General features: G+C 72.6%; 10 protein-coding genes. 6 read left to right on the top strand and 4 right to left on the bottom strand.

Annotated features, from left to right (window positions below; genetic code table 11):
- Positions 1–40 precede the first annotated feature (40 nt).
- The 3 genes from E0500_RS22615 to E0500_RS22605 form a co-directional block, all read right to left on the bottom strand.
- Entirely contained in the window at positions 41–1264 is a 1224-nt protein-coding gene (locus E0500_RS22615; protein ID WP_131562097.1) for an aminotransferase class I/II-fold pyridoxal phosphate-dependent enzyme, read from the bottom strand.
- A 182-nt stretch (positions 1265–1446) separates the two neighbouring features.
- Complete coding sequence (locus tag E0500_RS22610) at positions 1447–2046, bottom strand: hypothetical protein (protein ID WP_181587095.1); 600 nt, start codon at positions 2044–2046, stop codon at positions 1447–1449.
- 964 nt (positions 2047–3010) lie between these two features.
- Positions 3011–3598, bottom strand: a complete 588-nt coding sequence (locus E0500_RS22605) for a GAF and ANTAR domain-containing protein (RefSeq protein WP_309505119.1) — start codon at positions 3596–3598, stop codon at positions 3011–3013.
- Positions 3599–3839: 241 nt separating this feature from the next.
- Between E0500_RS22605 and E0500_RS22600 the strand changes: the two genes are divergently transcribed.
- A complete protein-coding gene (locus E0500_RS22600) occupies positions 3840–5006 on the top strand; it encodes a PAS domain-containing protein (RefSeq protein ID WP_131559878.1) in 1167 nt (388 codons plus the stop codon).
- Here E0500_RS22600 and E0500_RS22595 read toward each other — a convergent pair.
- Positions 4987–5781 carry an RNA polymerase sigma factor SigF gene (locus E0500_RS22595; protein WP_131559876.1) on the bottom strand — a complete coding sequence of 265 codons (795 nt, stop codon included), beginning with the start codon at positions 5779–5781 and terminating at the stop codon, positions 4987–4989. The genes E0500_RS22600 and E0500_RS22595 overlap by 20 nt on opposite strands.
- A gap of 343 nt (positions 5782–6124) precedes the next feature.
- Here E0500_RS22595 and E0500_RS22590 point away from each other — a divergent pair, with 343 nt between their 5' ends.
- The 5 genes from E0500_RS22590 (at position 6125) to E0500_RS22570 (ending at position 13156) form a co-directional block, all read left to right on the top strand.
- Positions 6125–7921 carry a thiamine pyrophosphate-requiring protein gene (locus E0500_RS22590; RefSeq protein ID WP_131559875.1) on the top strand — a complete coding sequence of 599 codons (1797 nt, stop codon included), beginning with the start codon at positions 6125–6127 and terminating at the stop codon, positions 7919–7921.
- Positions 7922–8008: 87 nt separating this feature from the next.
- Positions 8009–9727: an acyltransferase gene (locus E0500_RS22585; RefSeq protein WP_181587094.1), complete on the top strand. Its 1719-nt coding sequence runs from the start codon at positions 8009–8011 to the stop codon at positions 9725–9727.
- A gap of 108 nt (positions 9728–9835) precedes the next feature.
- Positions 9836–10234 carry a DUF2795 domain-containing protein gene (locus tag E0500_RS22580; RefSeq protein ID WP_131559873.1) on the top strand — a complete coding sequence of 133 codons (399 nt, stop codon included), beginning with the start codon at positions 9836–9838 and terminating at the stop codon, positions 10232–10234.
- Between the two features lie 175 nt (positions 10235–10409).
- The gene (locus tag E0500_RS22575; protein ID WP_131559872.1) at positions 10410–10991 is read left to right on the top strand and encodes a type 1 glutamine amidotransferase domain-containing protein; all 582 of its coding nucleotides are present in this window, start codon (positions 10410–10412) and stop codon (positions 10989–10991) included.
- Entirely contained in the window at positions 10991–13156 is a 2166-nt protein-coding gene (locus E0500_RS22570; RefSeq protein ID WP_131559870.1) for a catalase, read from the top strand. Before E0500_RS22575 ends, E0500_RS22570 begins: the two co-directional genes overlap by 1 nt.
- Positions 13157–13226: the final 70 nt, after the last annotated feature.

Raw genomic sequence — 13226 nt, 5'->3', positions numbered from 1 at the left:
GCTACTGCGTCATCGCGGAGGCTCCCGTCGCTGAGCGTCGTCACCGAGACCGGAGACCGTCGAGGGCCGATCCGAACGAGGTCAACGCGCGAACCACGTGCGGCAATTCCAGGGGCTCGGGGGACGCGAGGGACGCGGCCCGCTCCTCGGCCGTGGCACCGAGCAGCGCACTCGTCGACAGTCGGACGCGCAGCGCCTCAAGATCGTCCCCGAAGCGGTGTCCGCCGGGTGCGGGCATACCGAGGCGGGTGGTGAGGAAGTCCTCCAGTTCCTGTGCGTCCCCGACACCGTGCGTGGTGAGCGCGGACCGCAGCGGGCCGAGGTCCGCGTACAGGTGCCGGCCGGCCCGGGGCGGCAGCGCGAGCGCTCCGGCGCTGGTGACGGCGTGGTGCGCGGCGGCGGCCACGCGCGCGTGCAGGCGTACGGCGGCGGTGAGGCGGGCGGTGACCTCGGCGGGCTCACCCAGCGCGTACGCGGCGGCCGCGGCGACCGGCGTGGCGATCCGGGCGCCGAGCGCGGTGAGCACGTCGAGTACGTGGGCGCGCAGTCCGATGCCGGCGTCGGTGTCCGGGAATCGGGCGATGGCGGCGGGCCAGCCGAGCGGCAGGAAGGGGCCGCCGAGGTCGGTGACCACCGTGACCCGGTCGGGCAGCATCTCGGCGGGGCTGAGCAGCACGGTGTCGTGCGGCTCGTGCACGGTGTCGCGCCAGGACTCGTCGCTGACCAGGTACAGGCCCTCGGCCTCGGCGGCCTCGACGGTTTCGTGCACCAGCTCGGGCGGGGCGACGGTGGCGGTGGGGTCGTCGGCGACGCACAGGACGAGCAGGCGCGGATCACCTCCCTCGTCGCGGATCCTGCGGAGGGTCTCCAGCAGGGCGTACGGGTCCGGGATGCCCCCGCACTCGGCCGGAGTCGCCACGTGGAAGGCGGATCTTCCCAGAGCCCGGGTCTCGGGCGCCCACCAGGCGGCGCACGGCCGTGGGACCAGGACGTCGCCGCCGAACACGGCGGTCAGCGCGAGCAGCAGTGCGGGGGCGCCGGGGGCGGCGGCCACCATCTCCCGCACGGTGGGCAGTCCCCGCCGCGCCCAGTAACCGCAGGCGGCGTCGAGGAGGGCGGGGCCGCCGCCGGTGGGTTCGGCGCCGGGGCGGTCCGCGGCGGCGGTGAGGCGGGCCGCGAGGCCGGGCAGGACGGGGAGCCCCTGGTCGGGGAGGGGCGGGCCGTAGCGGACGGGTCCGTGTCCCTCCGGTTCCGTCCGCCGCATCGGTGCCTCCGCGCAGTCAGTGGAGTGGTGCCTGGTCCGGGTCCGGGTCCTCCTGGTCCTGGTCCTCCTGGTCCGCGGGATGCCTGTCCGTCCCGTCCTGTGCTGTGCGTTGCCTCGGCTCCCCGGGTACCCCTGGTCCCGCGCCACCATGGGTGTCCGGGCGCGTTGCGCCGGTCGCGGACTCAACGGTGCTTGGAGGTTCCCCGGCGGAGCAGGATGCGCTGGACGGCGGCGCCGATCGCGCCCGCGATGAGGAGGCCGCCGGCGATCATGGCCGGGACGGAGTCGGTGAAGGCGCCACCTTCGCCCGCGTGCACCCCGTGCCGCATCCCGTCCGGGTCGGAGGAGGGCGCCTGGCTGTTGTCGCCCTGTGGCTCCTTACCGTGCTGGTCACTGCCGAGCGCCGCGGTGAAGGTCGCACTCCACTGCTTGCCCTGCCCGCCGGGAGCCGCTGGGCACTTACCGTCGACGCTCCACTCGGACGACTTGCCCGCCCCGCCCGCGCCACCCGCGAAGTTCCCGGCGGCGGCGATCCGGGCGGTGCCGCGGTAGACGAGCCCGGAGGAGGCGTTGGGGCCCGCGGCGGGGGCGGGGGCTGTCGCGGGAGCGGGGGCGGTTGCGGAGGCGGTCGCGGGGGCGGGGACGCGGGCTGCGGCCGGAGTGAGCCCGAGGGCAGAGACGCGGGCTGCCTCCGGAATGAGCCCGAGGGCAGAGACGCGGGCTGCGGCTGCTTGAGGGCCTGCCGCGGGGACGCGGGACGCGGTGGCGCGGGAGCCCGCCACAGGGACCGGGGCTGCCGCGCGCCCGAAACCCGCACTCGGGATGCGAACCGCCGCAGGAGCCACGACTGCCCCGGGGTCCGAGACCGATGCGTACCGGGGTAGCGCCGCGGGGCTGGGAACCGCCGCGGAGCTGGGGGCCGTCGTGGGGTCGAGGCTCGCCCCTGGACCCTGGACTCTCCCGGAACCGGGACCCGCCGGGTCCAGCCCCGCGCCGGAATCGGGGACTGTTCCGGGAACGTCCGCTGGGGGAGGCCGGTGACCCGGCGCAGGGCCACCCCCCGTGGTGGGATCACTCCCTGCGGTGGGATCTTGCTCTGCTGCCGGATCGTTGCCCAAAGCGGGGTCACGGCCCGTTCCGGGATCGTTGCCCGAAGCCGGATCACGACCTACGCCAGGTTCGCGACCCGCGCCGGTTTCGCGACCTGCCCCCGGCTCGCGACCCGAGCCGGGATCTGCTCCGCCGGACACTCGCTGCAGTTTGACGGTGCCCTGCTCGAAGGCCTGGGAGCCGGCGTCGATGGTGTCGGGCGAGGCACCGCCGGTCGGGTCGCAGGTGACGGAGACCGTGACCGTTTCGCCGGGGGCGACCGTGCGCGGGCCGACCTCCGCCGTGGGTTCCCCGGCCGCGACCGGGGCGGCGGCGCCCAGGACGGTGCCGACCAGGGTGGCGGCGGACAGGACACAGGCTCTGCGGCGCATGGGCGGGGCTCCTTCGGCCGGCGGCGACGGGCTACGGGGCACGACCGCCGCACCCCGCCCGTCCATCACAGCCCGACGACCGCCGAACCGCTCGCGGCCGGGCACCATTAGCGGGACGCCGGACCGCCGAGCGGGTGACCGGAGCACTGAGGGGGCGACCGGAGCGCCGAGGGGCAGTACGACCCGCCGCCGCGAGCACCACGGGCACACTCCCCAAACCTCAAACGTCAAACCCCAAACCCCGGACCCCGAACCCCGGACCCCACTAGTTCGTCAGTGAAACCAGTTCCTTCTCCAAGCCCCGCCCGCGCCTGTCCACCACGGCCCCCGCCACATCCGTGAGCTTGCGGTTGGTGCCCTGGGAGATGCGGCGCAGCACTCCGAACGCGACCTCGGCGTCACAGCCCAGGACGTGCATGACGATGCCGCACGCCTGGTCCACGACGGGCCGGGAACGCAGTGCGGCACCCAGCTGGCCGAGCTCGGTGAGCGCGGCGCGGTACGAGCGGTCGCGTACGAGACAGGTCGCAGCGAGATCGCCGAGCGCACGCGCCGGACCGCGCGAGGCGTCCTCCAGGACGCCGGGCCGGAAGCTGTAGAGGCTGAGGGTCACGGTCAGCCCCGAGCGCCGGAACGGGATGGTGACGCTGGACCGTACGCCCGAGTCGAGCGCCACGGCCCGGTACTCGGGCCAGCGCTCGTCGCGCAGCAGGTCCGCCGAGTCGACGGGCTCGCCGCGTTCCAGGGCCGCGGGGATGGGCCCGTCGCCGGAGCGGAGCTGGACCGAGACCAGCCCGGCGAGGTCGGGGTGGGTGACCGCGGCGGGCCGATCCGTGCCGCCTTCGGACACCATGCTGCTCGCGCCGCAGCACTCACTGGTGCAGCGAGCGGCCTGTTCGACGAGCTCGGACAGCCTCCTTCCCGGAAGGGCGGATTCGGGTGACTCCGCTCGCACGTGACCGAGGGGTTCGCTTGCCCGCATTCCTCACGCCTCCTCTCTCTCCGCGCCTTCCCGCTCACCTGCGGGAAAAACCGTGTTCACGCGTCCCGTTGACGTCATCCCCCGCGAGGGCCGGACACGCTACGTTCGACGCATGACGCAGACGGACGAATTCGGTGAGGAGCTCGCGGATTTCGTGCGCCGCGTCGCGGAGCTCAAGGCAGCCCGGTCGGTGCCGAACGACGAACTGCCGACGGTGCTCGACGCCGCGATCTTCGAACTCAACCATGTGGCCGACCAGTTGTGGCCGTGGTACGAGCGGCTTGCCACGTCCGGCCCGCCGGCCGGTGCCTCCGCGGACCGCCAGGAGCTCCAGTTGCTGAAGACGGTCTTCCAACGGCTGCCACTGCCGGTCGCGTTGGTGGACCGCGAGACCGTGGTGCGCCGGCTGAACTTCGCCGCGACCTCCTTCACCGGGGTGCGGGCGGGCTACGCCACCGGTCGGCCGCTGGCCGGATTCCTCGCCCACGCGGACCGGGCGGCATTCCGCACCCAGGCCGCGGCGGTGGCGCGCGGCGAGGGCGACCGCAGTCTCACCGTCCACCTCCAGCAGCGCCCCGCGGTGCCGGTGCGCGCGACGCTGAGCGCGCTGCGGCCCGGCAACGAGCCACGCACCGGTGTCCTCGTCGTGCTGCAGCCCGCGGACACCCGCGTCCCGGCCACCGGCAGTCCCGTACGTCCGCTGCCGAACCTCTCCGAGACGACCCGGCACGCGACGCTGATGGAGCTGCTGGACCTGATGACCACGGCCCTGATCGCCGCACCCGCCGAACAGGTCCTCGACCGGGCGGCGCGGGTGTTGCACGGGCGGTTCGCGGACTGGGTGGTGGCCGACTCGGGGGTGGCCGACTCGGGGGCCGCCAGGCTCTCCCGTACGACGGTCCTCGGCCCGTCGGACGACGAGGCGGCGACCGTGGCCGCGCAGGACCCCGCCACCTGCCTCCTCGTGGTCGAGGCGGCACGCGGCGGCGCCACGTCGCTTCAGGTGCGCCCCGAGGACCCGGGTGCCTTCGGCCATGACGCCTCGGGCGCCCCCGTGCTCGTCCGGGCCAACGTCACCTCACTTCTGTGCCTGCCGCTGACCGTCCCGGACGGCCCGGTCCGTGGTGTCCTCACCCTGTTCCGCACGGGCGCCCGCCTGGCCTTCTCGATGGCGGAGGCGCAGGCGATGGACATGATGGCCCGGCACATCGCGCTGGCCATGAGCGCGCCCCGACAGGGGGGCACGAGGCGGTCACCGCTCACGCGGCCTCCCGCATGACCTGCTCCCTCAACCGGGTGCAGCACCGGCTGATCAGCCGGGACACGTGCATCTGGGAGATCCCCATCTGCTCGGCGATACGGCTCTGGGTCATGTCGTCGAAGAACCGCATGTACAGAATGGCCCGCTCCCGCTCCGGCAGGGCCCGCAGTCGGGGCTTGACCGCCTCTCGGTCGACCACGGTGTCGAGCGCCGGATCCGGCGACCCGAGCGCGTCGCTCAGCGAGTAGCCGTCCTCGGCTCCGGGCAGCTCCGCGTCCAGGGAGAGCGCGGTGAAGCTCTCCAGAGCCTCCAGTCCGACCCGGACGTCCTCCTCACTCATGCGGGCGTGCTCGGCGATCTCGGCGACGGTGGGCCGGCGGCCGGAGATGGTCTGTGACAGGTCCTGGCTGGCGAACCGCACACGGTTGCGCAGGTCCTGGACGCGACGCGGCACGTGCAGGGTCCACATGTGGTCGCGGAAGTGGCGCTTGATCTCACCGGTGACGGTGGGGACGGCATAGCTCTCGAAGGCGTTGCCGCGCTCGGGGTCGTACCGGTCGACGGCCTTGACCAGGCCGAGGGCCGCGACCTGACGCAGGTCCTCGTAGCTCTCGCCGCGGCTGCGGAACCGTCCCGCGAGCCGTTCGGCCATGGGCAGCCACGCCTCGACGATCTCCTCACGGAGCGTGGCGCGCTGCTGACCCGGGGGGAGCGTGGTGAGCTTGCGGAACGCCTCGGCGGTGTCCGGGGCGTCGTCGTGGGGGTGGCGCTTCGCGTTTGCCTGAGTTCGCATGGGCGTCGCAACTCCCTTGAAGGTGCTGGGGCCTGGCGTCACCGTGGGAGCGCACCCGTGCCGGACGGGGCACACCCGTGGCGAGGGTTCACCGCTCCCACGGACGTGCCTCCTGTCCGAAGCACTGTGAGTCCGCCTGCCCGGGAGTCCGCGCGGCAAACACCCGGCCATTACCTGGCAGACGCCCCGGTACCCGGCGGACGCCCTGGTACCCGGCGGACGCCCTGGTACCCGGCGGACGCCCTGGTACCCGGCAGACGCCCGGACGGGCGCCAGGTTTTCCGCAGGGCGCCGTGGTGACTCGGGAGATGCCGTTTCCACGCTCTTCCCACCGGGAGGTCCCATGAGCACCAAGGTCGCCGACCACGTCCTGCAGAGGCTGCGCGAGTGGGGTGTGACGGTTGTCTTCAGCTATCCCGGCGACGGCATCAACGGCCTGCTCGCCGCATGGGGGCGGGCCGAGAACCAGCCGAGGTTCGTGCAGTCGCGGCACGAGGAGATGGCCGCGTTCGAGGCGGTCGGTTACGCGAAGTTCAGCGGCCGTCTCGGAGTGTGCGCGGCCACGTCGGGGCCGGGCGCGATCCACCTGCTCAACGGCCTGTACGACGCCAAGCTGGACCACGTGCCGGTGCTGGCGATCGTGGGCCAGACGGATCGTACGGCGATGGGTGGCTCGTACCAGCAGGAGGTGGACCTGCACACGCTGTTCAAGGACGTCGCCTCGGACTTCGTGGAGACGGTGACGGTGCCGGAACAGCTGCCGAACGTGCTGGACCGGGCGATCCGCACGGCATACGCGCGCCGCGCCCCGACCGCCGTGATCATCCCCGGTGATGTGCAGGAGCTCGACTACGCGGCCCCCACCCACGACTTCAAGATGGTCCCCTCCAGCCTGGACCGCAGCGCCTGGACCGCGGTCCCCTCCCAGGAGTCGCTGGAGCGGGCCGCCGAGATCCTCAACTCCGGTGACAGGGTGGCCGTTCTGATCGGCCAGGGCGCCCGCGGGGCGCGCGCCGAGGTGGAGCGGATCGCCGGGCTGCTGGGCGCGGGCGTCGCGAAGGCGCTGCTCGGCAAGGACGCGCTGAGCGACGAACTGCCGTACGTGACGGGCGCGATCGGCCTGCTGGGCACCCGCCCCTCGTACGAGCTGATGCGCGACTGCGACACGCTGCTGACCATCGGCTCGTCGTTCCCGTACACCCAGTACCTGCCGGAGTTCGGCAAGGCACGGGCGGTACAGATCGACATCGACCCGCACATGGTGGGCATGCGCTACCCGTACGAGGTGAACCTGGTCGGCGACGCGCGGGCGACCTTGCAGCGCCTGATCCCGATGCTGGACAAGGAACGCGACCGCGAGTGGTACGACACGGTGTGCGCGAACGTCGCCCGCTGGCGCGAGGTGATGGGGCGGCGCGCGGAACTGTCGGCCGATCCGATCAACCCGGAGCAGGTGGCCCACGTACTGGACCCGCTGCTGCCCGGCAACGCGATCATCACCTCGGACTCCGGTTCGGCGGCGAACTGGTACGCGCGGCACCTCACGATGCGGGACAGCATGCGAGGGTCCCTGTCGGGCACGCTGGCCACGATGGGCTGCGGGGTGCCGTACGCGATCGGCGCGAAGTTCGCGCATCCGGACCGTCCGGTGATCGCGCTGGTCGGGGACGGCGCGATGCAGATGAACGGCATGGCGGAGCTGATCACGGCGGCCAAGTACCAGGACCGCTGGGAGGACCCGCGGCTGGTGGTGGGCATCCTGAACAACCACGACCTGAACCAGGTGACGTGGGAGATGCGGGCGATGCAGGGCTCGCCGTCCTTCCTGCCCTCACAGGAGATCCCGGACGTCCAGTACGCCGCCTTCGCCCGCTCCCTGGGCCTGACCGGCATCCGTGTGGAGAAGCCCGGGGACGTCGAGTCCGGCTGGCGGGCGGGCCTGGACGCGGACGGCCCCGCGGTGATCGAGTTCCTGACGGACCCGGCAGTCCCACCGGTCCCGCCCCACGCGACCTGGGAGCAGATGGAGTCCACGGCGGCGGCGGTACTCAAGGGCGACGCGGACCGGGGCGCCATGGTGCGGCAGGGCCTCAAGGCGAAGGTGCAGGAGTTCCTGCCGGGGCGCGAGAAGAAGCGCTAGCTCCACCCACCCCCCTCCCGGCCAACGGTGGAGCGTCGCGCAGAAAGCTCTTTCTGGCAGGGTGTTCCTGGGCCTAGCGTGCGGCCCATGGATGATCTGGAACTGGTTGATCCGGGGCAGGAACCGTCCGCCGGGCATCTCGACCACTGCCCCTGGCTGTTCGCCGAGGAGGCTTCCGCCGAGCAGCGGGCCGCGCAGTGGGAGCGGCAGCGGTCGCTCGGCGGGGACTGCGAGATCGGCGAGCGGTGTTACGTGGCCGGGTCCGCGGCGGTGTTCCCGGACCGGCTGCGGCTCGGCGACGACTCGTACATCGCCGCGCACGCCTATGTCACCGGGGACGTGACCACGGGCACCGACTGCACGCTGAACCCGTTCACGGTCGTCCGGGGCAAGGTCACTCTGGGCAACGGGGTGCGGATCGGTGCGCACACCTCGCTGCTGGGCTTCAACCACTCCATGGCACCCGACCGGCCCGTGTTCCGGCAGCCGCACACCAGCGAGGGCATCACCGTCGGGGACGACGTGTGGATCGGCTCGCACGTGGTCGTCGTGGACGGAGTGACCATCGGGGACCACTGTGTGATCGGTGCCGGGGCGGTGGTCACGAAGGACCTGCCGGCGTGGACGGTGGCGGCGGGGAACCCGGCCCGGCCCCTGCGCGACCGCCGGAACACGAGCGGCCGGGGTGAGGTGGGTGCCCGGCCGTCCCGTGGGGCGGCGGGTGCGGGCGACGCCCTGGCGCGGTTCGCCGACACGGCGCGTGCCCAGGCCGCCGGTCTCCTGGCCCGCTGCTGGGACGGCGAGCGGTACGTCGACCGGCCCGGCGCGGCGCCCACCGTACGGGCGCACTGCGACGCGGTGGAGATCGCGGACCTGCTGCTGGGCTCGGCACCGGTGGAGTTGACCGCCGAGGAGCATGTCGCGCGGCTGGGCGGGCTACAGGACGCCGGCACCGGGCTGGTTCCGGAGTTCGGCGAGCCGGTGCCGGTGCCGGAGGCCGACGGCTTTGTCGGCAAGGGGCCCTCGCTGTACCACGTGCTGTCCGTCGGGTACGCCCTCGATCTGCTGGGCGCCTCGTTCCCTCATCCGGTGCGCGGCGTACGGGAGATGACCGCCCGGCAGCTCGTCGCGCGGCTGGAGGGGCTGCCCTGGCGGGACGGGGCGTGGGGTGCCGGGGCGTGGATCGACGCGTGGGCTACGGCGACGCACTGGAACCTGCGGCGTGCCGAGGGTGACGGTGGGGAGCCGGGCGCGCTGGAGGCGCTGTTCGGCTGGCTGCTGACCCGGGCCGACCCGTGGACGGGGATGTGGGGCAGTCCCTCGCCCGAGGCCGGGCGTCTCCAGGTGGTGAACGGCTACTACCGCCTGACCCGCGGGTCCTTCGCCCAGTTCGGGGTGCCGGTGCCGCACCCGGAGCGGGTCGTGGACGCGGTCCTGGACCACGCCCGCGACCCGCGTCACTTCGGGGCGGGCCGGGAGAACGCCTGCAACGTTCTGGACGTCGCCCATCCGCTGTGGCTGTGCGGCCGGCAGCTCGGGGCGCTCGCCGGGGACGGCGGTTACCGTTCGCCCGAGATCCGTGCCTGGGCCGAACACCAACTCGCCGCCGCGCTCCCTCGCCGGCAGGACGGCCAGGGTTTCGGCTTCGGTCCCGGCACCAGCGGTCCGGGCCCGGAACCGGGCCTCCAGGGCACCGAGATGTGGCTGGCGATCATCTGGCTCCTCGCCGATCTCGTGGGCCGCTCCGACGCCCTGGGCTACCGGCCGCGTGGCGTCCACCGCCCGGAGCCGACCCGCCGGACGTGACGGGTGGCGGTGGCGGTGGCGGTGGCGGACGCGCAAACCCGTCGGGCCCCGTGTCGACGTCCCGTCAGCGGGTACGCGGTCGCCACCCCCGAGGATCTGGAGGGAGTCATGCAGCGAGGCAGCGACCGGCTGAGCGTCCACCGCGACGACGAGATGAAGCACGAACTGAAGGGTCTGCTCCGCTCCGGCCACCCCACCCGCACGGAGGAGTGGCACGACCCGGAGCCGACCGCCGACGACGACCCGGAGGTCGCGGGCGGTCCCGTGACGCCGACCCGAGCACCGGCCCGCATCGAGACACTGCGCTTCGAGCTGGGCCGCATCCTGGGCCGTACCTCGTTCCCGGCCCGCCCCCGCGAGCTGATGGGCATCCTGCGCGACAAGCACGCGCCGGACACCCTCGTCGAGTCCCTGGAACGGCTGCCGAGGAACGCGCGGTACGGCACGGCGCACGAACTCGCGGAAGCGGTCGTACGGGTCGAGGAACGCGGCCGGGAGAGGCGCTGAGGAGTGCGCGGAGCCGGCACACGACCGGGCGCACAGGCACGCGCAGGCACGCACTGACACGCATAGGCACCCCTGTCAGGGGTACTGCGGGCGTCGGCACGTTGACCTACGCGCTCGTGGCCAGCGGTCGGCGGGTCATCGGCGTACCGACCGACCGGAAAGGACGTTGAACACGATGCGTATCGCATTCCTGACCGCACCCGCGGGCGTCGAGCAGATCGAGCTCACCGTTCCCTGGCGGGCCGTGACCGGCGCCGGACACAAGCCCGTGCTCGTCTCGACGAGGCCCGGTGATGTGCGGGCCTTCCACCATCTCGACAAGGCGGACAGGTTCCCCGTGGACGAGGTCGTGGGCGAGGTGGCGGCCGAGTCCTTCGGCGGGCTGGTCCTGCCGGGCGGGGTGGCCAACCCGGACTTCCTGCGCCTGAACGAGCGGGCCGTGTCCTTCGTGCGGGACTTCTTCGAGCAGGGCCGGCCGGTCGCCGCGATCTGTCACGCGCCGTGGACGCTGATCGAGGCGGACGTGGTCCGCGGCCGTGTGCTCACTTCGTGGCCGAGCCTGCGCACGGACATCCGCAACGCGGGCGGCCTGGGGGCACCTCCCACGCCGTTAAGGCAGTGGGGGAGGGTGGACGAGCAGGTGGTCGTCTGCGACCACGGCCCGAACAAGCTGATCACCAGCCGCAAGCCGGACGACCTCAAGGCGTTCTGTGAGGCGTTCCTGGAGCAGTTCGCCAAGGCCAAGGAGGCCGTCTGATGGACCCCGACAACACTCCCGGAAGGCAGCTCGGCAGGCAGTTCGACAGCCAGAGGAACGACCAGGACACGGGCGACCGCAAGCAACGGCAGCGCGGGGCCTTCCAGGCGGACGATCCCGCGGGCGGGCCGCTCACCACGGACCAGGGCGTCGAGGTCGACCACACCGACGACTCGCTGACCGTCGGCGAGCGCGGGCCCACGCTCATGGAGGACTTCCACTTCCGGGAGAAGCTCACCCACTTCGACCATGAGCGGATTCCCGAGCGGGTGGTGCACGCGCGGGGCGCGGGCGCGTACGGCTACTTCGAACCGTACGAGTCCTGCGCGGAGTTCACCCGTGCCGCCTTCCTCCAGGACCCGTCGGTGCAGACGCCGGTGTTCGTGCGGTTCTCGACGGTGGCGGGGCCGCGTGGCTCGGCGGACACCGTACGGGACGTGCGCGGCTTCGCGACCAAGTTCTACACGTCGGAGGGCAATTACGATCTCGTCGGGAACGATGTCCCCGTCTTCTTCATCCAGGACGGCATCAAGTTCCCCGACTTCGTGCACGCGATCAAGCAGGAGCCGCACAACGAGATTCCCACGGGCTCGTCCGCGCACGACACGCTGTGGGACTTCGTGTCGCTCCAACCGGAGACACTGCACGCGATCATGTGGCTGATGTCGGACCGGGGGATCCCGCGCAGCTTCCGCATGATGCAGGGCTTCGGCGTGCACACCTTCCGGTTCGTGAACGCCGAGGGGCGCGGCACGTTCGTGAAGTTCCACTGGAAGCCGAAGCTGGGCGTGCACTCGATGGTGTGGGACGAGGCGCAGGAGTGCATGGGCCGGGACCCGGACTTCCACCGGCGGGACCTGTGGAACGCGATCGAGGCGGGCGAGTACCCGGAGTACGAGCTGGGTGTCCAACTCGTACCGGAGGAGGACGAGTTCGCGTTCGACTTCGACCTGCTCGACGCCACGAAGATCATCCCGGAGGAGCAGGTGCCGGTGCGGCCGATCGGCCGGATGGTGCTGGACCGCAACCCGGAGAATTTCTTCGCGGAGACGGAGCAGGTGGCGTTCCACACGGGCAACGTCGTCCCGGGCATCGACTTCACCAACGACCCGCTGCTCCAGGCCCGCAACTTCTCCTACCTGGACACCCAGCTGATCCGGCTCGGCGGCCCCAACTTCTCCCAGTTGCCGGTCAACCGCCCGGTCGCGCCCGTACGCACCAACCAGCGCGACGGCTACCACCAGAGCGCGCTCCACTCCGGTACGAACTACTTCCCGAACACGCTCGGCGGCGGCTGCCCCGCCCACGCGGGCGTCGACGGGAGCGCGTACACCCACTACGCGGAACGCGTGGACGGTGCCAAGATCCGGCGGCGCAGCGCGAGTTTCCAGGACCACCACAGCCAGCCCGCGATGTTCTGGAACAGCATGGCGGACTGGGAGAAGCGGCACATCGTGGAGGCGTTCCGCTTCGAGCTCGGCAAGGTCGACGCGCGGACGGTCCGCTCCCGCACGGTGGAGGAGCTCGCCAAGGTGGATCCGGAGCTGGCCTCGCAGGTGGCGGCCGGCATCGGGGTGCCGGAGCCGGCGCGGGACGAGTCGGTGGCGCACAAACTGGTCTCCCCCGCCCTGAGCCTTATGTCGCTGCGCGGCGGCGGCTCGATCCGCACCCGGCTGATCGCGGTGCTCGTCAGCGACGGCGTGGACGCCCAGCAGGTGACCTCCACGCGCGACGCGCTGGCCGCCGAGGGCGCGGTCGTGGAGGCGATCGCCGCCACGGACGGGACCGTGCTCGGCTCGGACGGCGAGCGGTACGCCGTGGACCGGGCGCTGCCGACCGTGGCGTCCGTGCTGTACGACGCGGTGCTGCTGCCTGGCGGGCCCACGGGCACTCCGGCCCATGTGGACGATCCGGACGTCCTGCGGTTCGTGCGGAGCGCCTACCGGCACGGTAAGCCGGTCGGTGCCCTCGGCTCGGGCGTCGGCCTGGTGTCGGCGCTGGAGCCCGAGGGGCTGCGGCTGTGCGCCGAGTTCCACCATGTGGTCGCCGACCGGGGCGTGGTGACGGACACCGCGCCGGGCACACCGAGCGAGGAGTTCCTGCGGGCGTTCGTGGCGGCGGTCGGCGAGCACCGCCACTGGGACAGGCCGCCGGTGCGCTGCTGACTTCCGGCGAATCCAGGAGCAGCGAAACGAAAGGTCCCGGCCGCCGAGCGGCCGGGACCTCCGTCATCAT

This window comes from Streptomyces sp. KM273126 (genome assembly GCF_004337435.2).
Taxonomy (GTDB): Bacteria; Actinomycetota; Actinomycetes; order Streptomycetales; family Streptomycetaceae; genus Streptomyces; species Streptomyces acidicola.
The sequence above is the reverse complement of the archived record's forward strand: the minus strand, read 5'-3'. Positions and strand labels throughout refer to the sequence as shown.